Origin of the sequence: Thiomonas sp. (assembly GCF_034007205.1) — a bacterium.
GTDB lineage: Bacteria > Pseudomonadota > Gammaproteobacteria > Burkholderiales > Burkholderiaceae_C > Thiomonas.
This window is the reverse complement of sequence record NZ_JAVERI010000001.1, coordinates 182759-205956: the sequence shown is the minus strand read 5'-3', so window position 1 is coordinate 205956 and position 23198 is coordinate 182759. Positions and strand designations below refer to the sequence as shown.

The window sequence follows — 23198 nt, the reverse complement described above, 5'->3', positions numbered from 1 at the left end:
GCGCGGTGTGTTGGCCAGGCCGAAACGACCAAAGCCGGTTTCAGTCTTTGGTATGCAGACCCTTGGTCCAGGCTTCCATGGCTTCGTTGGCCGGGGCCATCGGCGCTTCCAGGAAGCTGACGACGAACTTGTCGCCCATGTCGGCAATGCCGATGGAACGGGGACGCACGGCCAGCACCATGGGGTTGGGCAGAGAAATGCCGAAGCAGAAAATCACCTCAGCAGCGGCCTTGATCTCCGGCGCAATGGTGCCGCCGATGTTCTGGGTGTGCTCCAAATGGTCGAACACGGCGATGAATTTCACCTTGGGGTTGGCCGCGATTTTTTCCTTGAAGTAGGCCACGACTTCATCGACCGTGGTGTAGCTGGTTTCCGCCTTGGACACTTCGGCGACGTAAACGGGGTATTTTTCCTGCAGCAGGGTTTGTTTCATGGGGGCTCCGGGGTTGCGCGCCATTGTGGCGCGGTTGAGGTGAGTAAACGGTTGAGTAATTTACTCGGATAGATACGTCTGCATATCGGCATGGATCAAATTTCGCGGCGATGCGCGGATTCATGCCGACTGCAGCGCCTCCAGTCGTTCGCCCAGTTCGAGCCAGCGCTCTTCCAGTGCGCCGATGCGCTCGGCCACGGCATGATGCCGCCTGCCCAGATCCACTCGCTCGGTGCCTGGCGTGTCGGGACGCGCCAGCGCCGCCTCGATGGCGCTGCGCTCGGCTTCGAGTTGATGCAGCTCATGTTCGACGCGCGTGAATTCGGCCTTGACCGGCTTGAGTTGCTGTTCGCGCTGCTGCCGCTGCTCGGCCTGCTGGCGGCGGGCTTGCTTGCGATCGACGACTGCGGGCAAGGGTTCTTCAACCGCTCTGGATGGCTGCGGCTTGTCTTGCGGCGCGCTCTGCCGCTGCGCGGTGCGTGAAAGGGCCCACTGCTGATAGTCGTCGAGGCTGCCGTCGAAATCTTGCACCTGGCCGTCGGCCACCAGCCAGAAGGCGTCGCAGGTGGCGCGCAGCAGGGCGCGGTCGTGCGACACCAGCAGCACCGTGCCGGCGAAATCCTGCAGCGCCACGGCGAGCGCCTCGCGGGTGGGCAGGTCGAGGTGGTTGGTCGGCTCGTCGAGCAGCAACAGATTGGGCTTGCGCCAGATCACCAGCGCCAGCGCCAGCCGCGCCTTCTCGCCACCGGAAAAGCTGCCGCAGGCGCGGGTCATCATGTCACCGTCGAACTGGTAGCGGCCCAACCAGTTGCGCCAGTCCTGCTCCGTCGTGCCGGGGGCGATGTCGCGCGCCAGACGCTGCATGTGCTGCAGCGGCGTTTCGTCCAGGCGCAGCACGTCCACTTCCTGCTGCGCGAAGTAGCCGATCACCAGCCCCTTGCCTTCCCGGCGATGCCCCGCCCGCAAGGGCAGCACCCCGGCCAGCGTTTTCACCAGCGTGGACTTGCCCTGCCCGTTCGCGCCGAGTATGCCGATGCGCTGGCCGCCGGTGATCTCGCGCGCCACCGAGCGCAATACCGGCGGATCGCCGTAGCCGCAATCGGCCTCGCTCAGAGTGAGCAACTGCTGCGGCAGGCTCAGCGGCTGCAGCAGCTCGATGCGCAACCCCCCGCTCAGATAGACCGGCGCCAGCCGCTCCATGCGCTCCAGCGCCTTCATGCGGCTCTGCGCCTGACGCGCCTTGGTCGCCTTGGCGCGGAAGCGCTCGACGAAGCGCGTCAGCCGCGCGATGTCCTGCTGCTGGCGGGCAAACGCCGCCTGCTGCTGCAGGAGTTTCTCGGCGCGCTGCTCTTCGAACAGGCTGTAATTGCCGCCGTAGCGGGTGAGCTTGCCGCCGTCGAGATGCACGGTGACGCGGCACACCGCGTCGAGAAATTCGCGGTCGTGGGAGATGACCAGCAGCAGGCCGGGATAGCGTGCAAGCCATTGCTCCAGCCAGACCAGGGCGTCGAGGTCGAGGTGATTGGTCGGCTCGTCTAGCAGCAGACAGTCGCTGGGCGCAAACAGCGCCTGCGCCAGCGCCAGCCGCATGCGCCAGCCGCCGGAGAACTGACTCACCGGCTTGTGCAGCTCGGCCATGCTGAAACCCAGGCCGAGCAGCAAGGCTTCGGCGCGGGCGCGGGCGGTGTAGCCGCCCGCCAGCTCGAAGGCATGCTGCGCTTCGGCCAGGGCATGTCCTGCGGCCTCGTCGTGTTCTGGCGCCTGCATGGCGGCCTGCAGCGCCTGCTGCGCGACTTGCAGCGCCCCATCGCCTTGCAGCACGAAATCGGTCGCGGTGCCGTCGGAATCGGGCACGTCTTGCGCCACGGTGGCCAGACGCCAATTCGCCGGCTTTTCCAGCTTGCCCGCGTCTTCGTGCAGACCGCCGAGCAAGAGGGCGAACAAGGACGATTTCCCGGCCCCGTTCACGCCGACCAGACCAACCTTGTCGCCGGGGTGCAGGGTCAGGCTGGCCCGGTCGAGCACCACCTGGATGCCGCGGCGCAAGACGATGTCGGTCAGCCGAATCATGCGACGAAGGCTTTGCGCAAATCGTTCGCCAGCAGCACGCAGACGGCTTCGGCATGCAGTTCGGTCTCCAGCCAGATCGCGGGCAGCGACGGGAACGCCGACTCGAAGGCCGCACGCTCGTTGCCGACCTCCAGCACCACGACGCCGTGCGCTGAAAGGTGCGCAGGCGCATCGTGCAGAAAGCGCCGCACCAGTTCCATGCCGTCCGCCCCGCCCGCCAGCGCCATCTCCGGCTCGTGGCGGTATTCCTCGGGCAGGGTCTGCATGCTGGCCGTGGGCACATAGGGTGGGTTGCACAGGATCAGGTCGTAGGTGTGCGCGGCGTCGGCAGCGAGCGCATCCCAGAGATCGGAGGCAATCAGGCGCAGGCGTTGTTCAAGCGCGTAGTTCTCGCGGTTGATCGCGGCGACAGCCAGCGCGCCTGCAGAGAGATCGACGGCGTCCACCTGCGCATCCTCCCAGGTCAGCGCGGCCAGGATGGCCAGACAACCCGAGCCGGTGCACATGTCGAGCACGCGGCACGGCGGCTCGGTCAGCCAGGGATCGAGCGCGCCTTCTGCGAGCAGCTCGGCGATGAACGAACGCGGCACGATGACGCGCGGGTCCACCACAAAGCGCAGCCCCGCAAGCCACGCCTCGCCGAGCAAATAAGCCAAGGGCTGCCGGGTGGCGATGCGTTGCGCGGTCACTTCCTCGATCTGCTGCGCCTGCTGCACGGTCAAGGGATGATCGGCGTGCGCTTCCCAATGCTCTGCTTCGGTCGCGGGCAAACCTGCGACGTGCAACACCAGCCAGGCAGCCTCGTCTTCGGCGCTGGCGCAACCGTGTCCGTAGTCGAGATCGGCGGCACGCCAAGCCCGAACCGCCTTGCCCCAGGCAGCACCCAATGTGGGGGGAACCGAAATCGCCCCCGACTCCTCCTGCGGCGTCATGCCACCAAGGCCTCGAGGGTGCGGCGGTAGATGTTCTTGAGCGGTTCGATCGCGTCCACCTCGACCCATTCGTCGATTTGGTGGATGCTGGCGTTCACCGGTCCGAATTCGACGACCTGCGGGCAGATCCGGGCGATGAAACGGCCATCGGACGTGCCCCCGCTGGTGGACAGCTCGGCCTGCAGACCCGTCTCGGCGCGGATGGCCGCCTGCAGCGCTTCGGATAGCGCGCCGGGCGCGGTGAGGAAAGGCTCGCCGCCCAGGGTCCAGTCGAGGGTGTAGTCGAGCGCATGGCGGTCGAGCACGGCATGCACCTGCTTTTTGAGCTGATCGGGCGTGGACTCGGTGGAAAAGCGGAAGTTGAAATCCACCACCAGTTCGCCCGGAATGACATTGGTCGCCCCGGTGCCGGCGTGGATGTTGGACATCTGCCAGGAGGTCGGCGGAAAAAAGGCGTTGCCCTCATCCCAGCGGATCGCCGCCAGCTCGGCCAAGGCGGGCGCGGCGAGGTGAATGGGGTTTTTCGCCAGATGCGGATAGGCGATATGCCCCTGCACACCGCGCACCGTGAGCCGACCGGAGAACGAACCACGCCGCCCATTCTTGATCGTATCGCCCAGCTTCGCAGTCGACGTGGGCTCGCCCACGATGCACCAGTCCAGGCGCTGGCCGCGCGCCGCCAGCAGCTCGCACACCCTGACCGTGCCGTCGCGCGCCGGGCCTTCCTCGTCGCTGGTGAGCAGGAAGGCGATGGCCTGCCGTGGCTTTGGATGCCGTGCCAGAAACTCCTCCACCGCGACCACCATGGCCGCCAGCGAGGTTTTCATATCGGCGGCACCGCGGCCATACAGCCTGCCGTCGCGCACCGTCGGGGTGAACGGCGGGCTCTGCCATTGATCCAGCGGTCCGGTGGGCACGACGTCGGTGTGGCCGGCAAACACGAGCACCGCGGCATCGGGCTGCGAACCGGGACGCAGCGCCCAGAGATTGGTCACGCGGAATTCGGCCGGGCCGCTTTCCACCGTTTCGCAGACAAAGCCCAGCGCCTCCAGGCGCTCGCGCAGCACTTGCTGGCAGCCCCCGTCGTGCGGGGTGACGGAGGGGCGGGAAATCAGGTCGTGGACCAGGGTGAGTGTGGGAGACATGCGGCAAATGGGCAGCGCCCGGCCTGGCCTTCAGCGCGGCGAGTCCAGGTCGAGGGTGATTTCAGTGAAGGAGGGCGTATCGTCTTCGATCGCCTCGGCGGGCGCGGCCTGCCTGCGCAGGGTGGCGTCGTTTTCCAGACGCCAGAGCAGATTGGTCGGCGAATCGGCGTAGACCAGCGCTTCCTCACGACTGACCACGCCGTCCATCACCATGGTGGCCAGCGCCTGCTCGAAGGTCTGCGAGCCTTCGGCCATCGACTTTTCCATCGCCTCTTTCACGCCGGAGAAATCGCCCTTTTCGATCAACTCGCGCACGAGCTGGGTGTTGAGCATGATTTCCACTGCGGGCGTCAGCCCGCCTGCGCTGGCGCGCAGCAGCCGCTGCGAGACGATCCCCCGAAGGCCGGAGGCCATGTCGTTGAACAGCGCGGCGCGTTGGTCCATGGGATAGAAGCCGACGATGCGGTTGAGCGCCTGATAGCTGTTGTTGGCGTGCAGCGTCGTCAGACAGAGATGACCCGACAGGGCGTATTGCAGCGCCGCGCTCATCGTTGCCTGATCGCGGATCTCGCCGATCATGATGCAGTCGGGCGCCTGGCGCAGCGCGTTTTTCAGGCCGATCGCCAGCGACTCGGTATCGATGCCCACCTCGCGCTGGTTGACGATCGACTTGCGATTGGTGAACAGGTATTCGATGGGTTCTTCCAGCGTGAGAATGTGGCCGGTCTTGTTGGCATTGCGATAGTCGATCATCGCCGCCAGCGTGGTGCTCTTGCCCGCGCCGGTGGCGCCCACCATGAGCAGCAGGCCGTGCTTTTCCATCACCAGATCGGCCAGCACGCCCGGCAGGTTCAGCGATTCCAGCGGCGGGATGTCCTGCGGAATGAAGCGCACCACCATCGCCACACTGCCGCGCTGGCGAAACGCGCTGATGCGAAAACTGCCCAGACCCTGTCGCGGCAGGCCCATATTGAGCTCGCCGGTTCGCGTGACTTCGGCCGCCCGTTCGTGCCCCACGGCTTCGATCAATAGACGGTAGGGCTCGTCGGGGGTGAGCACCTGCCGGTTCACCGCCACCGCGTGGCCATTGATGCGGATGAGGATGGGGGCATGTGGACTGATATAGAGGTCCGAAGCCTTTTTTTCCGCCATCAGCTTGAACAAACGCTCCATTGCCGACATGACTCCCCCTTGGTGTTGGTGACCGTGATCTTGATGCGGTGCGACGGCTTTCAGTCCCGCAGCAGTTCGTTGATGCTGGTCTTGGAGCGCGTCTGCGCGTCCACCCGCTTGACGATCACCGCGCAGTACAGGCTGTATTTGCCGTCGCTGCTCGGCAGGCTGCCGCTGACCACTACCGAACCCTCGGGAATGCGGCCATAGCTCACCTCGCCGGTGGCGCGGTCGTAGATCTTGGTCGATTTTCCGATGTAGACCCCCATCGAAATGACGCAGTTGTCCTCGACGATCACGCCCTCCACCACCTCGGAGCGCGCGCCGATGAAGCAGTTGTCGCCGATGATGGTCGGATTGGCCTGGATCGGCTCCAGCACCCCGCCTATGCCGACGCCGCCGGAGAGATGCACGTTCCTGCCGATCTGCGCGCACGAGCCCACGGTCGCCCAGGTATCGACCATCGTGCCCTCGTCCACATAGGCGCCGATGTTCACATAAGACGGCATCAGCACCACATTGGGCGCGATGTAACACCCATGCCTGGCCACTGCCGGCGGCACCACCCGCACCCCGGTGGCGCGCATCTGGGCTTCGTCGAGGTTGTGAAACTTGGTCTGCACCTTGTCGAAGAAGTGCAGATCGCCCGCCTGCATGGCCACGTTGTCATGCAGGCGGAAACTCAGCAGCACCGCCTTTTTCAGCCATTGATGCGTCACCCACTCGCCGCCCACCCGCTCGGCCACGCGCAGCTTGCCGATGTTGATCTGGTCGATCACATGGCCCACGGCCTCGCGCAATTCGGCCGGCGCGCTGGCCGGGCTGTATTCGGTGCGGTTTTCCCAGGCCTGGTCGATGAGGGTCTGCAGTTGTTGCGTCATGGTGAGGGTCTTGGTGAGTGGATCGGTTCGGAACAATACGCGGCAATGCGGCGGGCGGCTTCGACGCATTCGTCCAGCGGCGCGACCAGGGCCATGCGAATGCGTCCGCGCCCCGGATTGACGCCTCCCTGCTCGCGCGCCAGATAGCTGCCGGGCAAAACGGTGACATTGTATTTTTCGAGCAGACCGCGGGAGAACTGTGCATCGTCTCCCGGCGTGGCCGCCCAGAGGTAGAACCCGGCATCGGGCAATTGCACGTCCATGACCGGCTGCAGCAGGGGCAGCACCGCGGCGAATTTCTCGCGGTACAGCGTGCGGTTGTGCTCGACATGCGCCTCGTCGTTCCAGGCAGCGACGCTCGCGGCCTGCACCGCCGGCCCCATCGCGCTGCCGTGATAAGTGCGATAGCGGGTGAAGGCGGCGATCAGCTCGGCATCGCCGGCGACAAAGCCCGAGCGCAGGCCCGGCACATTCGAACGCTTGGACAGCGAGGTGAAGAACAGCAGCTTGCGAAAATCCGTCCGCCCCAGTTGCCAGGCCGCTTCCAGCCCACCCAGAGGCGGCCCCGCGCCGAACCAGATTTCCGAATAGCACTCGTCGCTGGCGATGACAAAGCCGTGGCGGTCGGAGAGTTCGAACAACAGCTTCCACTCCGCAAGCGGCATCACCGCGCCGGTCGGGTTTCCCGGCGAGCAAACGTACACGAGCTGGGTGCGCTGCCACACGGCCTCGGGCACGGCCGCCCAATCGACGGCGAAATGGCGCTGCGGGTCCACGGCGGCGAAATACGGCTGCGCCCCCGCAAGCAGCGTCGCGCCCTCGTAGATTTGATAGAACGGATTGGGGCAGACCACCGTGGCCCCGGCCCGGCTCGCATCCACCACGGTCTGCGCGATGGCGAACAGCGCCTCGCGCGACCCGTTGACCGGCAGCACCTGGCTCTGCGGGTTCAGGCTCACGCCGTAGCGGCGCCCCGCCCATTGCGCGCAAGCCTCGCGCAGTTCCACCGTGCCGACCGTGGCGGGATAGACCGCCAGTCCGTCGAGATGCTGTGCGAGCGCGTCCCGAATGAACCGTGGTGTGGGATGTCTGGGCTCACCGATCCCCAGGCTGATCGCCGACCACCGCACGGGCGGAGTCACGCCCTGGTGCAATAGGCGCAGTTTTTCAAAGGGATAGGGCTGAAGCAGATCGAGGCGGGGGTTCACGGCAGGCGCAGGGACGGGTGGGGCGTGGCGGCAAAGAGCGCTCCATTCTATGGAGCCCGGCGCAGGCGCGAACCCAGCGGTGTCACGCAAATTTTCAGCCCGGCCAGCGGATTCGCTGTCATCACAGCACCTGGAATGGCGTTACCAAGCCAAAGGCCCTGTTTTCGACCGAAACCTGCCCGCCAGAAACGGCCCACTATGCTATGGATCATGTTTACGCCCTCCCTGCTGTATCCGTGAGTGACGCTGCGCCGCCCACGTCGAGTGCACTGAACCGGTTTTGCGCCGAGGTGCGGGTGCGTGCCACGCGCGTGGCGCTGATCGAATTGCGCGACGCCGCCCTGGCCGCCGACGTGGTGCAGGATAGCCTGCTCAAGCTGGTGAGCCACTACCAGGAACGTCCGTCGGAAGAATGGGCGCCCTTGTTTTACAGCATCCTGCGCAACCGCATCACCGATATGCACCGCAGGCGCAAGGTGGAGAGGATTTTCGATTTTTTCTTCTCCGGCGAGGAAGACGACGATCAGCCGCCAAGCTGGGAATCCGTGGCCGATACCGCCCTGGGGCCCGAAGCCGAGGTCGCCAACGGCCAGCTTGCCGGACGCATCGCCGATGCGATTTCCGCCCTCAGCCCGCGGCAGCGCGAGGCGTTTTTACTCCGCGAAATGGAGGGTCTGTCGATCGTCGATACCGCCATGGCGATGAAAGTCAGCGAGGGCAGCGTCAAAACGCATCACATGCGCGCGCTGACCCGCTTGAGAGAATTGCTTGAATCCGACCATCCCGCTAAAGTTTGAACAGCCTGTATCAGGTGACATCATGACCACCCAGAACCACCTCACCCCAGCTCAGATCGACCACTATCGCAGTGGTCTGGCGACGGCTGAACAGGCCGCGCAAATCGAAGCTCATCTGAAAAATTGCCCGCAGTGCCAGCAAGAGCTGCAGTTCGGCCAGCGCCTGAGCCACCTTCTCGCACCCTTGCCTCAGCTTGCCGCACGCATGCCGCACCGCCATCCGCGCACCGTGCGCTGGCCGCGCGTATTTGCCGCGGGCATGGCAACCGCTTCGCTGGCCCTGGCCGTGTTCATCAGCGTGCCGCATCTCATGCCCCGCAACGAAGCCTATCCGGGTGGACTCAGTCCCCAGATCGCCGACGCGGTACAGAACATCGAGTTCTATCAGTGGCTGTCCAACCACCCGCAAATGCTCCAGCAGGGGCTCCAGAATGGCAACCCGGCCTGATCGCTCGCACCTCGATCGCTTGCACCATCCAGGCGCTACTGTTCGCGCCATACTGGCCATTGCGGTTGCGGCAGTTTTCAGCGCGCTGGCGATGTCGTCCGCGGCCATGGCCGATCCACGCGGCGGTCAGGGGGCTTATCAGCGCTGGGAGCAAATGCCGCCACAGCAGCGCGAGCGCATCCTGCAGGAACAACAGCGCTTCAAGCGCCTGCCGCCCGGCGAGCAGGAACGCCTGCGGCGCGAATATGACCAACAACGCGAGCAACGACGCAGGCCATAAGCCCGGCGGTGGACAATCAATCCCCGCAGGCATCACCGCCCGGCATGCGGGAAAAAGAGAAATACCTCTCCCCCGTCGCGCAGCGCATGCGTGCGCACCCCATGCGGCAGGGTCAGCTTGGTGCGGACATGACCGAAAGGCAGCCCGGTGAGCACGGGAACGCCATGCGGTTTCAGTTGGGAGCGCAGCCAGTTCACGGCGGCGTCCAGGTCATAGCCCGCATCGTGTGCGCTCAACCGATAAGCCGTGAAATGGCCGAGCAGCACGGCCTTCTGTCGCGGCAACACCCCCGCGTGGAGCAACTGGCTGAACATGCGCTCGATGCTGTAGGGATGCTCGTTCACATCCTCGAGAAACAGCACGCCCCCCACGCTCGGCAAATAGGGTGTGCCCACCAGGCTGGCGACCAGGGCGAGGTTGCCGCCCCAGAGTATGCCCTCGACTTCGAATCCGCGCGGCGCGTCGTCGCAGGCAAAACCGACCGCTTCGAGCGTGCCGTCCGCGGCGTCGATGAAACTGTCGCGCATGATGTCGTCCGGGTTCTTCTCGCCAAAATCGTAGGAGGCCATCGGCCCGCTGAACGTCACCGCCCCGTTCCTGGCAAGCAGAGCCAGTTGCAGTGCCGTGAAGTCGCTGTGCCCGACCCACATCTGTTTGCGCGTCTCGATGGCACCTGCCAGCAGGTCGTAATCGATCACCGGCAGCAGACGGCTCAGGCCATAGCCGCCGCGCGTCATCATCACCACGTCGGCCTTGCTGCGCGCGGCGTCGTGCAGGGCGCGCAGGCGCTGCGCATCGCTCCCGGCGAAGCGCTGCTGCCGCGCGAGCACCTGCGTCCCGGCCTGGACGCGAAACCCCAGCGCCCGCAGATGCGCCTTGGCCGTTTCGATGCGTTGCTCATCCTGCACCGCACCTGCGGGAGACACGAGGCGCAGCAGGCCGCGCTTGACTTGTTGTTCTGCTAAAGACTTGGTTGTTGGCATGGGCATCAGACCAAAGGCGGCTCGATATCGAGCTCGGTGACTTCGATGCCGCACAGGCAGGCATCATGCACCGCACTCTGCTGCGCCTTCTGCGCCTGGCGGCGTTCGCGGAAAAATTCCTGGAGCAAGGCGCTGCACGCCGCCTGCTCCACCCCCGCCGTGATGCTGCAGTGAGGGTTCAGGCGCGGGTCGGCGAACAGATCGACCACACTGCCCGCGGCGCCGGTCTTGGGATCGCGCGCACCAAACACCACACGCGCAAACCGCGCATGCAGCAGCGCCATCGCGCACATGGCGCAGGGCTCCAGCGTGACATAAAGGGTGCAGCCGGGAAGGCGGTAGTTGCCCAGCAAATGCGCGGCCTGCCTCAGAGCGACGATCTCGGCATGCGCCGTCGGATCGTTGTCGCCGATGGGTCGGTTGTAGCCGGTGGCAATCACCTTGCCGTCCTTCACGATGACGGCGCCCACCGGCACCTCGCCGAGCAGCCAGGCGTTCTGCGCCTGATCGAGCGCCAGGCGCATGAAGGCGCAGTCGGCCTGCGGATCGTGAACGGTGTCGCTGGGCATCGTGTCAGAGGGTATGAACAAATCCGCCATGCCCTCTCACTCGGGCGCGCTGGCCGGACTGGCTTTCAAGGCCTTGTCGAGCGATTGCCTGAACTGCTTGAGCGCGGCCGACGCCGACTGTCCTTCATCGCCTTGCCGACCCGCCCCGGCCGATGGCGCAGGCGCGCCGACCTGCGTCATGAACTGCGTGCGCACCAGCCAAACGACGATGAGCAAGGTCAACAGCAGACCGATCAAGCCGAACAGCATGCGCATATCGTTCTCCCTTCATTTCAGGATTCCCGCCCTTTGTCCGCTTTTAGTAGAACATTTTCCAGCGCAGCGACGGTATTGGCAAGCTGTCTGAGCACTTCCGGCGGCGGCAGCGGCAGCTTGAGACTGCGCCTGCCACTGGCCGGGTCCCGCTCGATCCACGGATGCGTCGCAGCGGCTGGATCAGCAGCCGACTGCAGCGCGGCAACCAGGCTCGCGCCCGCCTGCACCAAGGCCCGCCAGGCATCGGCACCACCGGGCTGCGGCACTTGCGGTTCGGTCGCGCCGGCGATGTCGTGACCCTGTGTCTGAACATTCTGCACGGGCGAAGATTCCGCCAGCGGCATCGCACCGGCCAGCTCCTCGGTCGGTGTCATGGCCGCGCTCTCGCCGGCGTGGCCGGTCACGTTCTCGACTTCCTTCATGAAGCGGTTCAGGCGCGAGCCGCCGAGCGATATCTCCCCCAAGCCGCCGTCGAGGATTCCCGCAGACAGCGATCGCTTGAAAGCCAGCACCGAGAGCATGCCTTCCTCGATCGTGCCTTTGGCGACGAAATTGACGATCTGCACCGGCCGCTTCTGGCCCATGCGGTGGATGCGGGCGATGCGCTGTTCGAGCAGCGCCGGGTTCCACGGCAGGTCCATGTTCACCAGGGTCGAGGCGTGCTGCAGATTCAGGCCGGTGGCCCCGGCATCGGTGGACAGAAACACCCGGCAATCGGGGTCGTCGCGGAAACGCTCCAGCAGCACCGGACGTTTCTCCGAGGCCACGCCACCGTGAAAGCTGACGTAGCCGATGCCGCGCGCCTCCAGCCGGCGAATCACGATGTCGTGGGTGCGCGTCCACTGGCTGAACACCACGGCCTTGGCGTCTGGCTGCTCGAACAGTTCGTCGAGCAAGGCTGCCAGCTCATCCGCCTTGACGCCGTGGTCGCTCTGTTGATCGAGCAGATAGGTGCTGTTGCACGCCATGCGCATGTTCTGCAGGGCACAGGTCAGGCGCCGCTGGTCCTGGTCGGAAAGGAATTTCATCCTCCTCCAGCGCTGGACGATCCGGGCCACGGTGTCGGCGTTTTCCTTGTGATAGGCCATCTGCGGCTCGGTCATCGGCACCAGCAGGTTCTGGTCGGTGCGCGCGGGCAACTGCGCCAGAACTTGCGCTTTGCGGCGGCGGAGCATGATCGGCGCCAGCGTCTGACCGATGCGCTCCAGCCCGGTGTAGCCGGTGACGCGCCCGCCCTCGTCCTTCACCTGATGCTCGTGCAGCAGCTTCCAGGTCGGCCCCAGCCGGTGCTGGTCGACGAACTGGACGATGGAGATGAGCTCCTCCAGCTTGTTTTCCAGCGGCGTGCCGGTGAGCACCACGGCATAGGGGCTGTCGATGCGCTTCAGGGCGCGGGCGGCAAGAGTGTTCCAGTTCTTGACCCGCTGCGCCTCATCGACGATCACCAGTTCCGGCGCCCAGGCATCGATCAGGTCGAGGTCGGGCTGGAGCTTCTCGAAGTTGGTGATCTTGCAGAAATCATCGAGCCCGTAGTCTTTCTGCCGCTGCGCCCGTCCTCCGGAAATGATGCGCGACTCGCGCCCGCAAAAGCGGGCGATCTCGCTTTGCCACTGGTATTTGAGCGAGGTCGGGCAGATCACCAGCACCCTGGACACACCGAAATGCCGCGCGAGGATCTCGGCGGCAGCGATGGCCTGGATGGTCTTGCCCAGGCCCATTTCGTCACCGATCAGCGCCCTGCCCGCCCTGACGGCAAACAGTGCGCCTTCGGCTTGGTAGGGATAGAGCGGCGCCTTGAGCAGCTTTTTCAGCCGCGGATCGTCGATACCGTGGGGAAAGAGGGCGTCGAGCGTCGCCGCGCGCCTTTGGGCATCGCGTTGGCCGGCGACGAAATCGAGCGCATCGTCATAGGCGCGCAGTTCGTGGCCGCTCCTGGCAGCGAGCGCGATGAAGCGCTCCAATGCGCTGAACCGATCCTGCGGCAGCACCCAGCCACGCTCGGCGTCGAACAAGCGCCCGGCGGCCTTGACGACCGCGGGCGGACAGTCCGTACCGGCGCGGAAGTGGATGGTGCGTCGGCCGTCGTTGCGCAGGTACAGCTCGGAAAATGCCGGGCGATAGCCGCGCGCGAAGGCCGTCTTGGCGCCCCGCTTGCGCTCCATCTGGGCGAGAACGAATTCGATGTGTTTGCAGGTCCCCAGCTCGTTGGTCGCGTAATCCGGGCAGGTGCAGTAGTTGTCGCCCGGCAGTCTGCCGCGCAGCGCGACGCGGTAGGCGCTGTTCGACTCGGAATTGCTGACGCGAAACTCGGAAAAGAACGGTTCCGTGCCGATGTTTTCCAGCCCGAACGCCTGCTCCCGACCGAACTGGCGTCGCAGGGCGCGCTGCCATTCGATGGGAGACATGGCCGCAGGCGCATGCGTGCGCGATAGCCTGGGCTCCTTCGGCAGTTTGGCTTTCTTGGCGCCGCGTGGCTGGGTCGACTTCATTTTCATGCCTGCAATGGGTTTCCGGCCAGACCTCAAATCACTCCCACTCGATCGTCGCGGGCGGCTTGGAACTCACGTCGTAGGTCACGCGGTTGATGCCGCGCACCTCGTTGATGATCCGGCTGGACACCTTTTTGAGCAGGGCGTAGGGCAGCTCGGCCCAGTCGGCGGTCATGAAGTCGGAAGTCTGCACCGCGCGCAGCGCCACCACATAGTCGTAGGTACGGCCATCGCCCATCACGCCCACGCTCTTGACTGGCAGGAACACGGCGAAGGCCTGGCTGGTGAGGTCGTACCAGCTCTGGCCGCTGACGGGGTCGAGGGTGGAACGCAGCTCTTCGATGAAGATGGCGTCTGCCCGGCGCAGCAGGTCGGCGTATTCCTTCTTCACCTCGCCGAGGATGCGCACGCCCAGGCCCGGGCCGGGGAAGGGGTGGCGGTAGACCATGTCGCGCGGCAGGCCCAGCGCCACGCCCAGCTCGCGCACCTCGTCCTTGAACAGCTCGCGCAGCGGTTCCAGCAGCTTGAGGCCCAACTGCTCGGGCAGACCGCCCACGTTGTGGTGGCTCTTGATGGTCACGGCCTTCTTGCTGCCGGTCGAAGATTTGGCGCCGCCGGACTCGATCACGTCCGGGTAGATGGTGCCCTGCGCCAGAAAACTCGCCCCTTTGTGTCCAGCCCCGCCGGCCTTGAGTTTTTCTGCCTCGGCCTTGAACACATCGACGAACAGACCGCCGATGATCTTGCGCTTTTTCTCGGGATCGGCCACGCCCGCCAACTGCCCCAGGAACAGCTCGCCGGCGTCCACGCGGATCACCTTGGCGTGCAGTCTTCCGGCAAACATGTCCATGACCAGGTCGCCCTCGTTCAGCCGCAGCAGGCCGTGATCGACGAACACGCAGGTGAGCTGATCGCCGATGGCGCGGTGGATCAGCGCCGCCGCCACCGAGGAATCGACCCCGCCCGACAGACCCAGGATGACTTCCTCATCGCCCACCTGCTCGCGGATTTTCTGCACCGCCTCGGTGAGGTAGTCGCCCATGATCCAGTCGCCGCGGCAGCCGCAGATGTCGCGCACGAAGCGGGTGAGCATGGCCTTGCCCTGCACCGTGTGGGTGACTTCGGGGTGAAACTGCACGGCGTAGTAGCCACGCGCTTCGTCGGCCATGCCGGCGATGGCGCAGCTCGGTGTGGACGCCATGAGCTTGAATCCCGGCGGCATGTCGGTGACCTTGTCGCCGTGGCTCATCCACACCTTGAGCATGCCGTGACCTTCGGGCGTGCGGAAGTCCTCGATGCCGTCGAACAGCCGGGTATGGCCGCGGGCGCGCACTTCGGCGTAGCCGAACTCGCGACGATCGCTCCACTCCACCTTGCCGCCCAGTTGCGCCGCCATGGTCTGCATGCCGTAGCAGATGCCCAGCACCGGCACGCCCAGTTCCCACACCGCCTGCGGCGCGCGCAGCTCGTGGTCTTCGTAGGTGCTGCCGTGACTGCCCGAGAGGATGATGCCCTTGGGCGCGAACTCGCGCACGAAAGCGTCGCCCACGTCGCAGGGGTGAATCTCGCAGTACACCCGGGCTTCGCGCACCCGCCGGGCGATGAGCTGCGTGACCTGCGAGCCGAAGTCGAGGATGAGGATTTTGTCGTGCATGTTGGTTTCAAGCCGCGCCCGGCGTGGTCGAGCGAATCATTCAGTCGATGTGGTAGTTGGGCGCTTCCTGCGTGATCTGCACGTCGTGGACGTGACTTTCGCGCATGCCTGCGGCGGTGATCTGCACGAACTCGGCCTGCGCGCGCATGGCCTCTATCGTCGCGCAGCCGCAGTAGCCCATCGACGAACGCACGCCGCCGACGAGTTGGTAGATGATGGCCACGAGCGGCCCTTTGTGCGGCACGCGGCCTTCGATGCCCTCGGGCACGAACTTCTCGTTGCCGGGGGCGGATGAGTTCTCGGCGCCTTCCTGGAAATAGCGATCGGCAGACCCCGCCTTCATCGCGCCGATGGAGCCCATGCCACGATACGCCTTGTAGGCGCGGCCCTGATAAAGAATGGCCTCGCCCGGCGCCTCTTCGGTACCGGCGAACATGCTGCCCATCATGACGGTGGACGCCCCTGCGGCGATGGCCTTGGCGATGTCGCCCGAGTAGCGAATGCCGCCATCTGCGATCAACGGCACGCCGCTGCCTTCAAGCGCCTTGGCTACATTGTCGATGGCCGTGATCTGCGGCACGCCTACCCCGGCGACGATGCGGGTGGTGCAGATCGAACCCGGCCCGATGCCGACTTTCACCCCGTCCGCCCCGGCCTCGACCAGGGCCAGCGCCGCGGCTCCGGTGGCGATATTGCCGCCCACGACCTCGATCTGCGGGAAATGGCGTTTCACCCAGCGCACCCGGTCGAGAACGCCTTGGCTGTGGCCGTGAGCGGTGTCCACCACGATCACATCGACGCCCGCATGGGCCAGCGCTTCCACGCGCTCTTCGGTGCCTTCGCCCACGCCCACTGCGGCGCCGACACGCAGCTTGCCCTGAGGGTCGCGTGCGGCATTTGGGCGTTCGGTGGCCTTCTGGATGTCCTTGACCGTGATCAGCCCGCGCAGTTCGAAATCGTCGTCGACCACCAGAACCCGCTCCAGCCGGTGCTGGTGCATCAATGCCTTGGCCTGTTCCAGCGGGACGCCCTCGGGCACCGTCACCAGACGCTCGCGCGGCGTCATGATGTCGCGGATGGGGGTTTCCAGCCGGGTCTCGAAGCGCAGATCGCGGTTGGTCACGATGCCCACCACCTTGCCGTTCTCGATCACCGGAAAACCGGAGATGCCATGCTGCTTCGACAACTGCAGCACGTCTCTCACCTTGACGATGGGCGAAATCGTGATGGGATCACGCAACACGCCCGATTCGAAACGCTTGACCCGTGCCACCTCGGTGGCCTGCGCCTTGGCGCTGAGGTTCTTGTGAATGATGCCGATGCCCCCCTCCTGCGCCATGGCGATGGCCAGCCGCGACTCGGTCACCGTGTCCATGGCCGCGGACACCAGGGGGATGTTGAGGGAAATATTGCGAGTCAGTCGAGTCGCAAGGCTGGTGTCCTTGGGCAACACCTGGGAATACGCGGGGACCAACAACACATCGTCGAAAGTCAACGCTTTTCCTACAAGACGCATAGATGCCTCCGAGCAAAAGGAAATTATAGGGGTGGGCATCACGCGCCGATCCGCAGCGCAGCCGAATCGGCCAGAACATCGCTCAACCGCGTTAAGCTATTGACTGCAGCGACCCTGGACTTTTCTATGCGCACCCTCGCATCCGCTCATCTTTCCCGCATGCTCGGCAGCACCTTGCTTCTGACGGCGAGCCTGCTGCTTGCAACCTCCGCCCAGGCCGCGCAGTGGAAATGGCTCGATGCCAGCGGCGGGGTGCATTACAGCGACCTGCCTCCGCCAGCCACCATTCCCGCGCGCAACATCCTGCAGCGACCCGCCGCAAGCGCTGCCGTCGCGGCCCCCGCAAGTCAACCGACATCGCCGCAACAGGCCACTAGCGAACTGGAGAAGAAAATCGCCGAGCAGAAAAAAGCTGAGCAAGCCGCGCAGGAACAGGCCAAACTGCAGCAGCAACAGGCCCAGGCGCTCGTGAACCAGCAGAACTGCCTGCAGGCGCAAAAACAACTGCAGGTGCTCGACACCGGTCAACGCATGGTGCAGATCGACGCCCAGGGCCAGCGCGTTTTCATGGACGATGCGCAGCGTGCTGCCGAACGTGCGCGGATCGTCAACCTCATTTCGCAATACTGCCGCTGAATGGCAACTGATTGGCCACCGGGCATGCCGCTCAGATTTTCCAGCGCTCGGCCAGACGCGCGGGCCGCAGCACGTCGTACTCTTCGAAGGGCTGGTGTATCCAGGGGCTCGTGGGCAACATGTCCACGTAATATTCTGGCAGGTAGGTCGAAATGCCCTTGACCCAGATGACGGCACTGCGCAGTTCGGCGATCTTTGCGCCACTGCGCAAATGGTTCTCGACCGCCTTCAGGGTCTCGCCCGAATCGGCCAGGTCATCCACCAGCAGCACGCGACCTTCGAGCTCCCCGCGCGGCAGGGTGATGTAGCGCGCGATGTCCAGGCGGCCCTGCACCGTGCCGGCGCTATCGCGGTAGGAACTGGTGGACATGATGGCCAGGGGCTTGTCGAAAATCCGCGACAGAATGTCCCCAGGCCGGACTCCGCCTCGCGCAAGACAGAGAATCTGATCGAACTCCCAACCCGAGGCATGGACCTTGAGGGCCAGTTTTTCGATCAGGGCGTGGTATTCGTCCCAGGAAACATAGAGATGCTTGCCGTCCTCGCTGAGCATGGCCGAACCTAACCTTTGTGAACGTATGGAAAAAGGAGTTTGACTGGCGCGATCAGCGCGCGCTCAGGCCTGAAATGGATGTCGCAGCACGATGGTGTGCTCGCGATCCGGGCCGGTGGACACCATGTCGATCGGCGCGCCGATGAGCTCGCCGACGCGCTGCAGATAGCTGCGCGCCTGAACGGGAAGTTGATCCCAGGCGGTGAGGCCCTTGGTGCTTTGCGTCCAGCCTGGAAAGTCTTCGTAGATCGGCTCGCAGCGTTCGATCTCGTCGGCGTCGAGCGGCAACACGTCGCGCCGCGCGCCATCGAGCGTATAGCCGACGCAGGCGCGAATGGTCGGCAGGCCATCGAGCACATCGAGTTTGGTGATGCACAGCCCCGATACCCCGTTGATGATGACCGCCCGCTTGAGCGCGGCGACATCCAGCCAGCCGCAGCGCCGCGCACGCCCCGTCACCGTGCCGAACTCCTGGCCCACGCTGGAGAGGTGATGCCCCACGCTGCCCGCCTCGGTGGTGGACAGTTCCGTCGGGAAGGGGCCGCTGCCCACTCGGGTGGTGTAGGCCTTGGTGATGCCCAGCACGTAATGCAGCATGCCCGGCCCGACACCCGAACCCGCCGCCGCCGTGCCGGCCACGCAATTGCTCGATGTGACGAAGGGATAAGTGCCGTGGTCGATGTCGAGCAGCGAACCCTGCGCGCCTTCGAACAGCAGGCGGTCTCCGCGCTGATGCGCCTGATGGATCAGATAGCCCACGTCGGCCAGCAGGGGCCGCACCTGCTCGGCGGCCTCGAGCAATTGATCCAGCACCCAGGCCGCGTCCACCGTGTCGGTGTTCAGATAATGCTTCAGCACGAAATTGTGCAGGTCGAGCACTTCGGAAAGTCTGGTCTGAAGCCGTTGCGGATGCTTGAGGTCCTGCAGGCGAATGGCGCGGCGCGCCACCTTGTCTTCGTAGGCCGGACCGATGCCCTTGCCCGTGGTGCCGATCTTGCCGCTGCCCTCGTTTTCACGGCGCACTTCGCGCGCCTTGTCGAGCGCCACATGGGTGGGCAGCACGACCGGGCAGGACTCGCTGATGTGCAGGCGTGAGCGCACGTCCACCCCGGCTGCTTCGAGGCGGCCGATTTCGAGCAGCAGGTGCTGCGGATCGACCACCACGCCGTTGCCAATGTAACAGGCGATGCCCGCACGCATCACGCCGGAAGGAATGAGCTGCAGCGCGGTCTTCTGCCCGTTGATCACCAGCGTGTGGCCCGCGTTGTGACCGCCCTGAAAACGCACCACGCCCTGGGCATGGTCGGTCAGCCAGTCGACGACCTTGCCCTTGCCCTCATCACCCCATTGGGTGCCCACGACGACCACATGACGACCCGTATTCACGCGCGTGTTCTCTCTTTCAAGTCAATCGGTCCATTGCAACGACTACAGCAGCGAGAAAATCAGCCGCAGTCCTCGACCTGCCAGGCGCCGGCCCGCTGCACGAGTTGCCGGCGAAAAGCACCCGCTTCGCGCGCCTGAGCAAGGGGTAATTGCACCACGGTTTCGCCCCGCAGCCGCAAATCGGCGACAGCCTCGGACAAACCGGGCGCGGTCGACCACTCCGCCACGATCACGGCGCGGGTCTGGGGCGCGGCGGAAAAACGTGCCACTTCGCGCAAGTCCATGGAGAATCCGGTCGCCGCGCGCGGTCTGCCAAAACTGGCACCGACTTCGTCGTAGCGCCCGCCGCGCGCCACCGCATTCGCATAGCCTTGCGCATAGACGCTGAAAATCACCCCGCTGTGATAGCGATAACCGCGCATGTCGGCCAGATCGATCTGCACTCGCGCACCGCGCTGCTGATGATGGCGGGCCAGCGCCGCCAGGTCGTCGAGCGCCTGCAGAATGAGCGCGTGTTGCGGCAAGATGCGCCGCGCCTCCTGCAGCACCTGGGCATCGCCGTACAACTCGGGCAGGGCGAGAATGGCCGCGCGTTGAGCCGGGGCGCAGCCTCGCGTGAGCAGGCGCAGCTCACCGGCATCCTTGCTGGCCAGCGCGTCGAGTATGGCTTCCATGTCCTGCGGCCCGAGCAGCAGCCCCGCCAGCGCGCCACGCACGATGCGGTTGTCGGCCAGATCGAGCGCCGCCTGTTCCACCCCCGCCAGTCGCAGGCAGTCCAGCGACAACTGCTGCACTTCGAGGTCTGCCTCCAGACCGGCATGCCCATACAGCTCGGCGCCGAATTGCAGGATTTCGCGGCTGGCATGCACCCCCTCGGGGTGGGTGCGCACCGCGCTGCCGCAATAACAAACGCGGGTCACGCCGTCCTGATTGAGCAGATGCGCGTCGATGCGGGCGGCCTGCGGCGTCATGTCGGCGCGCAGGCCCAGCGCGCGCCCGGAGATCTGATCGACCAGCTTGAAGGTCTGCAGATCGAGATCCTGGCCGGTGCCCGACAGCAGCGAGTCGACGAACTCCAGCAGCGGCGGCATGACCAGGGCGTAGCCATAACGCTGCGCCGCATCGAGGCAGGCGCGACGCAGGTGCTCGATCACCGCCGCCTCGCGCGGCAGCACATCGGAGAAATACTCGGGAAGACGCCAGTTGCTCATGAGACGCGATTGGAAAAGGACGTCATAGGTCCGTGCAAACCGCTTAAGCTTAGTTGAGGAGGGAAAGCAGAAGAAGACCGACCGCCACGGCGACCAGACCGATGAAGCGCAACTGGCCGTCGGTCAGCGCCATGATCTGCCGAAACAGTTCACGCCACTGCCGCGGAAAAAACAAGGGCATCAAGCCCTCGATGACCAACACCATGCCAATCGCAAGGAACAAGACGTTCTGCATCGCAGCCTTCCAAACCGCCAGAGGTCACCCCTGGTTCAAAGCAACCTCGGGGCGACATTACTTGGCCGGTTTGGCCGCAGAACCGCCCGGCTCGCGGAAGAACTGGAAGAACTGGCTGTTCGGATCGAGCACCAGCACATCGGACTTGTTGTTGAAGCTGGCGCGATAAGCCTCCAGACTGCGATAGAACGCGGCGAACTGCGGATTCTGGCCGAAGGACTTGGCGTAGATCGACGAGGCTTCGGCGTCGCCCTGGCCCTTGATGGTCTGCGCCTTGCTGTAGGCCTGTGAAATCACGATTTCCCGCTGCTTGTCGGCTTCGGCGCGAATCTTCTCGGCTTCTGCGTAGCCGGTCGAGCGCAGCTCGTTGGCGACGCGCTGCCGCTCGGCCTCCATGCGGCGATAGACCGACTGGGTGATGGAGGCAACGAAATCCACGCGGGTCAGGCGCATGTCGACGATCTGGATGCCCGTGCCCTTGATGTCCTTCGCAATACCGGTCTGCACGTCGCGCATGACCTGATCGCGCTGGGAAGACAACACCTCGCGCACGGTGCGCCGCGTGATCTGCTCATTCAGCGCCGCCTTGACGATCTGCGACAGCCGGTCGCCTGCGCGCCGCTGATCGCCGCCGTAGCTGCGAATGAATTCGGTCGGGTTGGTGATGCGCCATTTCAGATACCAGTCCACCACCACGTTTTTCTTCTCTGCGGTGATGAAGCGATCGGTCTCGGGGCTCTGCAAGGTCAGGATGCGCTTGTCGAGAAACACCACGTTCTCGAAAGGCGCCGGAATCTTGAAATACAGCCCCGGCTGGCTGATCACCCGTTTGATCTGCCCCAGGCCGAACACCGCAGCAAACTGCCGCTGATCGACCACGAACAGGCTCGATGAGAGCACCAGGATGGCCGCGACGAGCGCGACGAGTGCCAGAATGATCTTGTTCATCGCCCGGCCCTCACTGGAAGTTGCGCTCGCGCAGGGTATCGCGCGAGGTTCTTGAACTTGAAGGCGCGGTGCCGGCAGACCCAGACGCCGTGCTGTCGGGCGACGCGGGGCCAGCGCCCACGGAAGCCGCCGGCAGGGCCGGCACTGTGGCGGGAACGGCGGGCATGGACGATTGGCTCGACCCCGCCTTGCTCGCGGATTGCTGCAGCAATTTATCCAGCGGCAGGTAGAGCAGGTTATTGTTGTTGCGCGAATCCACCAACACCTTGGATACGCTGGAAAGAATGTCTTGCATGGTTTGGAGATACATGCGCTCGCGGGTGACTTGCGGCGCCTTGTCGTATTGCTGCAGGATTTGATCGAAGCGCGAGGTATCGCCCTGCGCCTGCGCCACGACCTGCGCCCTGTAGGCTTCGGCGTCCTGGATCAGACGCGACGCGGTGCCCTGCGCGCGCGGAATGACATTGTTCGCATAGGCCTGCGCCTCGTTCTTCAGCCGTTCACGGTCTTGTCCCGCCTTGATGGCGTCGTCAAACGCGGCCTGCACCTGCTCGGGCGGCTGCACGTTCTGCAGCGTGACCGTGGTGATGATGATGCCGGTCTTGTAGCGATCGAGTATTTTCTGCGTCAACATCTGCACATCGCTGGCAACCTGCTCGCGTCCCTCGTAGAGCACATAGTCGAGCGTCTTGTTGCCCACGACCTCGCGCACTGCCGTTTCGGCCGCCTGCAAGACGGCGTCGTCCGGGCTGCGGTTGTTGTAGAGATAATCCACCACATTGTCGATGCGATATTGCACCGCGAAGCGGACATCGACGATGTTTTCATCTTCGGTCAGCATGGCCGATTCGGGCAGGCCCGTTGCCCTGACCTCGCCGCCGCGCCCGACCTCCACCGACCGGACCTGCGAGACGTTAACGATTTCATCGGCTTCGAACGGGTACGGCAGGCGCCAGTGAAAACCGGCGTCCGTGATGTAGGCGAGCTTGCCGAAACGGGTCACCGCGGCCTGCTGGCCTTCCTGCACGATGAAAAAACCGGAAGACAGCCACCCCAGCACACCGATCACCACCAGAATGACGACGCCCACCCCCATGCCCTTGGCCGATGGGAAGAGATCGGGACGCTGCGGTGGCATGCCGCCGCCGTTGCCGCCGCGTTTCTTGCCGAACAGGCCGTTGAGCCTGCGGTTGAAATCGCGCCAGAGCTCATCGAGATCGGGCGGCCCGCCCGCACCGGGACGACGATTGGGATCCGGGGTGTTGTTGCTCTGCTGCCCGCCCGCGCCGTCGTCCTTGCCCCAGCGCGGATCATTGAGGTTGAACAGGCGCGAAAAGATCGAACCGAACCGCGAACCGGACGATCGTCCGAGCGACCGACCGGGCAAACCAACGCG

At 64.9% G+C, this 23198-nt stretch carries 23 protein-coding genes; 4 read left to right on the top strand and 19 right to left on the bottom strand.

Features of this window, described 5'->3' with window-relative positions; all coding sequences use genetic code 11:
• Positions 1-40 precede the first annotated feature (40 nt).
• The 7 genes from RBR52_RS00980 to dapC form a co-directional block, all read right to left on the bottom strand.
• Positions 41-433 (bottom strand): DUF6858 family protein, encoded by a 393-nt coding sequence (locus RBR52_RS00980; RefSeq protein ID WP_320375307.1) that lies wholly within the window; start codon positions 431-433, stop codon positions 41-43.
• A 120-nt stretch (positions 434-553) separates the two neighbouring features.
• Entirely contained in the window at positions 554-2503 is a 1950-nt protein-coding gene (locus RBR52_RS00975; protein ID WP_320375306.1) for an ABC-F family ATP-binding cassette domain-containing protein, read from the bottom strand.
• Positions 2500-3435 (bottom strand): 50S ribosomal protein L3 N(5)-glutamine methyltransferase, encoded by a 936-nt coding sequence (gene prmB, locus RBR52_RS00970; RefSeq protein ID WP_320375305.1) that lies wholly within the window; start codon positions 3433-3435, stop codon positions 2500-2502. The genes RBR52_RS00975 and prmB overlap by 4 nt, the downstream gene beginning before the upstream one ends.
• Positions 3432-4580: a succinyl-diaminopimelate desuccinylase gene (gene dapE / locus RBR52_RS00965; protein ID WP_320375304.1), complete on the bottom strand. Its 1149-nt coding sequence runs from the start codon at positions 4578-4580 to the stop codon at positions 3432-3434. Before dapE ends, prmB begins: the two co-directional genes overlap by 4 nt.
• 30 nt (positions 4581-4610) lie before the next feature.
• The gene (locus tag RBR52_RS00960; protein ID WP_320375303.1) at positions 4611-5762 is read right to left on the bottom strand and encodes a PilT/PilU family type 4a pilus ATPase; all 1152 of its coding nucleotides are present in this window, start codon (positions 5760-5762) and stop codon (positions 4611-4613) included.
• A gap of 50 nt (positions 5763-5812) precedes the next feature.
• Positions 5813-6634 (bottom strand): 2,3,4,5-tetrahydropyridine-2,6-dicarboxylate N-succinyltransferase, encoded by an 822-nt coding sequence (gene dapD / locus RBR52_RS00955; protein ID WP_320375302.1) that lies wholly within the window; start codon positions 6632-6634, stop codon positions 5813-5815.
• On the bottom strand, positions 6631-7842 hold the full coding sequence (gene dapC / locus RBR52_RS00950) for a succinyldiaminopimelate transaminase (protein ID WP_320375301.1): 1212 nt from the start codon (positions 7840-7842) through the stop codon (positions 6631-6633). The genes dapD and dapC overlap by 4 nt, the downstream gene beginning before the upstream one ends.
• Positions 7843-8078: 236 nt before the next feature.
• Here dapC and RBR52_RS00945 point away from each other — a divergent pair, with 236 nt between their 5' ends.
• From RBR52_RS00945 to RBR52_RS00935, 3 genes are read left to right on the top strand one after another with little or no spacing between them, the layout of a single operon-like run.
• Entirely contained in the window at positions 8079-8639 is a 561-nt protein-coding gene (locus RBR52_RS00945; RefSeq protein ID WP_320375300.1) for an RNA polymerase sigma factor, read from the top strand.
• Positions 8640-8661: 22 nt separating this feature from the next.
• A complete protein-coding gene (locus RBR52_RS00940; RefSeq protein ID WP_320375299.1) occupies positions 8662-9087 on the top strand; it encodes an anti-sigma factor family protein in 426 nt (141 codons plus the stop codon).
• Entirely contained in the window at positions 9071-9367 is a 297-nt protein-coding gene (locus tag RBR52_RS00935) for a DUF3106 domain-containing protein (RefSeq protein WP_320375298.1), read from the top strand. The genes RBR52_RS00940 and RBR52_RS00935 overlap by 17 nt, the downstream gene beginning before the upstream one ends.
• A 32-nt stretch (positions 9368-9399) precedes the next feature.
• On the opposite strand, the gene RBR52_RS00930 is transcribed toward RBR52_RS00935, so the two are convergent.
• The 6 genes from RBR52_RS00930 to guaB are packed head-to-tail and all read right to left on the bottom strand — an operon-like array spanning position 9400 to position 16833.
• Complete coding sequence (locus tag RBR52_RS00930) at positions 9400-10350, bottom strand: LD-carboxypeptidase (protein WP_320375297.1); 951 nt, start codon at positions 10348-10350, stop codon at positions 9400-9402.
• Between the two features lie 5 nt (positions 10351-10355).
• Positions 10356-10919, bottom strand: coding sequence for a tRNA adenosine(34) deaminase TadA (gene tadA / locus RBR52_RS00925; RefSeq protein ID WP_320375296.1), 564 nt, complete (start codon positions 10917-10919; stop codon positions 10356-10358).
• Between the two features lie 36 nt (positions 10920-10955).
• Entirely contained in the window at positions 10956-11174 is a 219-nt protein-coding gene (locus tag RBR52_RS00920) for a hypothetical protein (protein WP_320375295.1), read from the bottom strand.
• 17 nt (positions 11175-11191) lie between these two features.
• Positions 11192-13663, bottom strand: a complete 2472-nt coding sequence (locus tag RBR52_RS00915; RefSeq protein ID WP_320375294.1) for a DEAD/DEAH box helicase — start codon at positions 13661-13663, stop codon at positions 11192-11194.
• Between the two features lie 37 nt (positions 13664-13700).
• Positions 13701-15317, bottom strand: coding sequence for a glutamine-hydrolyzing GMP synthase (guaA, locus tag RBR52_RS00910; protein ID WP_320375293.1), 1617 nt, complete (start codon positions 15315-15317; stop codon positions 13701-13703).
• Between the two features lie 40 nt (positions 15318-15357).
• Entirely contained in the window at positions 15358-16833 is a 1476-nt protein-coding gene (gene guaB / locus RBR52_RS00905) for an IMP dehydrogenase (protein WP_320375292.1), read from the bottom strand.
• A gap of 126 nt (positions 16834-16959) precedes the next feature.
• Between guaB and RBR52_RS00900 the strand changes: the two genes are divergently transcribed.
• Positions 16960-17469, top strand: coding sequence for a DUF4124 domain-containing protein (locus RBR52_RS00900; RefSeq protein WP_320375291.1), 510 nt, complete (start codon positions 16960-16962; stop codon positions 17467-17469).
• A gap of 31 nt (positions 17470-17500) precedes the next feature.
• Here RBR52_RS00900 and RBR52_RS00895 read toward each other — a convergent pair whose 3' ends face one another.
• From RBR52_RS00895 to hflK, 6 genes are all read right to left on the bottom strand, one after another.
• Positions 17501-18022 (bottom strand): phosphoribosyltransferase, encoded by a 522-nt coding sequence (locus RBR52_RS00895; RefSeq protein ID WP_320375290.1) that lies wholly within the window; start codon positions 18020-18022, stop codon positions 17501-17503.
• A gap of 63 nt (positions 18023-18085) precedes the next feature.
• Entirely contained in the window at positions 18086-19408 is a 1323-nt protein-coding gene (locus RBR52_RS00890; protein ID WP_320375289.1) for an adenylosuccinate synthase, read from the bottom strand.
• 59 nt (positions 19409-19467) lie between these two features.
• Positions 19468-20619 (bottom strand): ATP phosphoribosyltransferase regulatory subunit, encoded by a 1152-nt coding sequence (locus tag RBR52_RS00885; RefSeq protein ID WP_320375288.1) that lies wholly within the window; start codon positions 20617-20619, stop codon positions 19468-19470.
• Between the two features lie 49 nt (positions 20620-20668).
• Entirely contained in the window at positions 20669-20842 is a 174-nt protein-coding gene (locus tag RBR52_RS00880; protein ID WP_413818275.1) for a DUF2065 domain-containing protein, read from the bottom strand.
• A gap of 69 nt (positions 20843-20911) precedes the next feature.
• Positions 20912-21802 carry a protease modulator HflC gene (gene hflC / locus RBR52_RS00875; protein ID WP_320375286.1) on the bottom strand — a complete coding sequence of 297 codons (891 nt, stop codon included), beginning with the start codon at positions 21800-21802 and terminating at the stop codon, positions 20912-20914.
• A gap of 10 nt (positions 21803-21812) precedes the next feature.
• Entirely contained in the window at positions 21813-23129 is a 1317-nt protein-coding gene (gene hflK / locus RBR52_RS00870) for an FtsH protease activity modulator HflK (protein WP_320375433.1), read from the bottom strand.
• Positions 23130-23198: the final 69 nt, after the last annotated feature.

What these genes read in the sequence shown, in the direction of transcription:
- RBR52_RS00980 (WP_320375307.1), bottom strand. Translation starts at nt 433, where the DNA reads ATGAAACAAACCCTGCTGCAGGAAAAATACCCCGTTTACGTCGCCGAA.
- RBR52_RS00975 (WP_320375306.1), bottom strand. Translation starts at nt 2,503, where the DNA reads ATGATTCGGCTGACCGACATCGTCTTGCGCCGCGGCATCCAGGTGGTG.
- prmB (WP_320375305.1), bottom strand. Translation starts at nt 3,435, where the DNA reads ATGACGCCGCAGGAGGAGTCGGGGGCGATTTCGGTTCCCCCCACATTG.
- dapE (WP_320375304.1), bottom strand. Translation starts at nt 4,580, where the DNA reads ATGTCTCCCACACTCACCCTGGTCCACGACCTGATTTCCCGCCCCTCC.
- RBR52_RS00960 (WP_320375303.1), bottom strand. Translation starts at nt 5,762, where the DNA reads ATGTCGGCAATGGAGCGTTTGTTCAAGCTGATGGCGGAAAAAAAGGCT.
- dapD (WP_320375302.1), bottom strand. Translation starts at nt 6,634, where the DNA reads ATGACGCAACAACTGCAGACCCTCATCGACCAGGCCTGGGAAAACCGC.
- RBR52_RS00940 (WP_320375299.1), top strand. Translation starts at nt 8,662, where the DNA reads ATGACCACCCAGAACCACCTCACCCCAGCTCAGATCGACCACTATCGC.
- RBR52_RS00935 (WP_320375298.1), top strand. Translation starts at nt 9,071, where the DNA reads ATGGCAACCCGGCCTGATCGCTCGCACCTCGATCGCTTGCACCATCCA.
- RBR52_RS00930 (WP_320375297.1), bottom strand. Translation starts at nt 10,350, where the DNA reads ATGCCAACAACCAAGTCTTTAGCAGAACAACAAGTCAAGCGCGGCCTG.
- tadA (WP_320375296.1), bottom strand. Translation starts at nt 10,919, where the DNA reads ATGCCCAGCGACACCGTTCACGATCCGCAGGCCGACTGCGCCTTCATG.
- RBR52_RS00920 (WP_320375295.1), bottom strand. Translation starts at nt 11,174, where the DNA reads ATGCGCATGCTGTTCGGCTTGATCGGTCTGCTGTTGACCTTGCTCATC.
- RBR52_RS00915 (WP_320375294.1), bottom strand. Translation starts at nt 13,663, where the DNA reads ATGAAGTCGACCCAGCCACGCGGCGCCAAGAAAGCCAAACTGCCGAAG.
- guaA (WP_320375293.1), bottom strand. Translation starts at nt 15,317, where the DNA reads ATGCACGACAAAATCCTCATCCTCGACTTCGGCTCGCAGGTCACGCAG.
- guaB (WP_320375292.1), bottom strand. Translation starts at nt 16,833, where the DNA reads ATGCGTCTTGTAGGAAAAGCGTTGACTTTCGACGATGTGTTGTTGGTC.
- RBR52_RS00900 (WP_320375291.1), top strand. Translation starts at nt 16,960, where the DNA reads ATGCGCACCCTCGCATCCGCTCATCTTTCCCGCATGCTCGGCAGCACC.
- RBR52_RS00895 (WP_320375290.1), bottom strand. Translation starts at nt 18,022, where the DNA reads ATGCTCAGCGAGGACGGCAAGCATCTCTATGTTTCCTGGGACGAATAC.
- RBR52_RS00885 (WP_320375288.1), bottom strand. Translation starts at nt 20,619, where the DNA reads ATGAGCAACTGGCGTCTTCCCGAGTATTTCTCCGATGTGCTGCCGCGC.
- hflC (WP_320375286.1), bottom strand. Translation starts at nt 21,802, where the DNA reads ATGAACAAGATCATTCTGGCACTCGTCGCGCTCGTCGCGGCCATCCTG.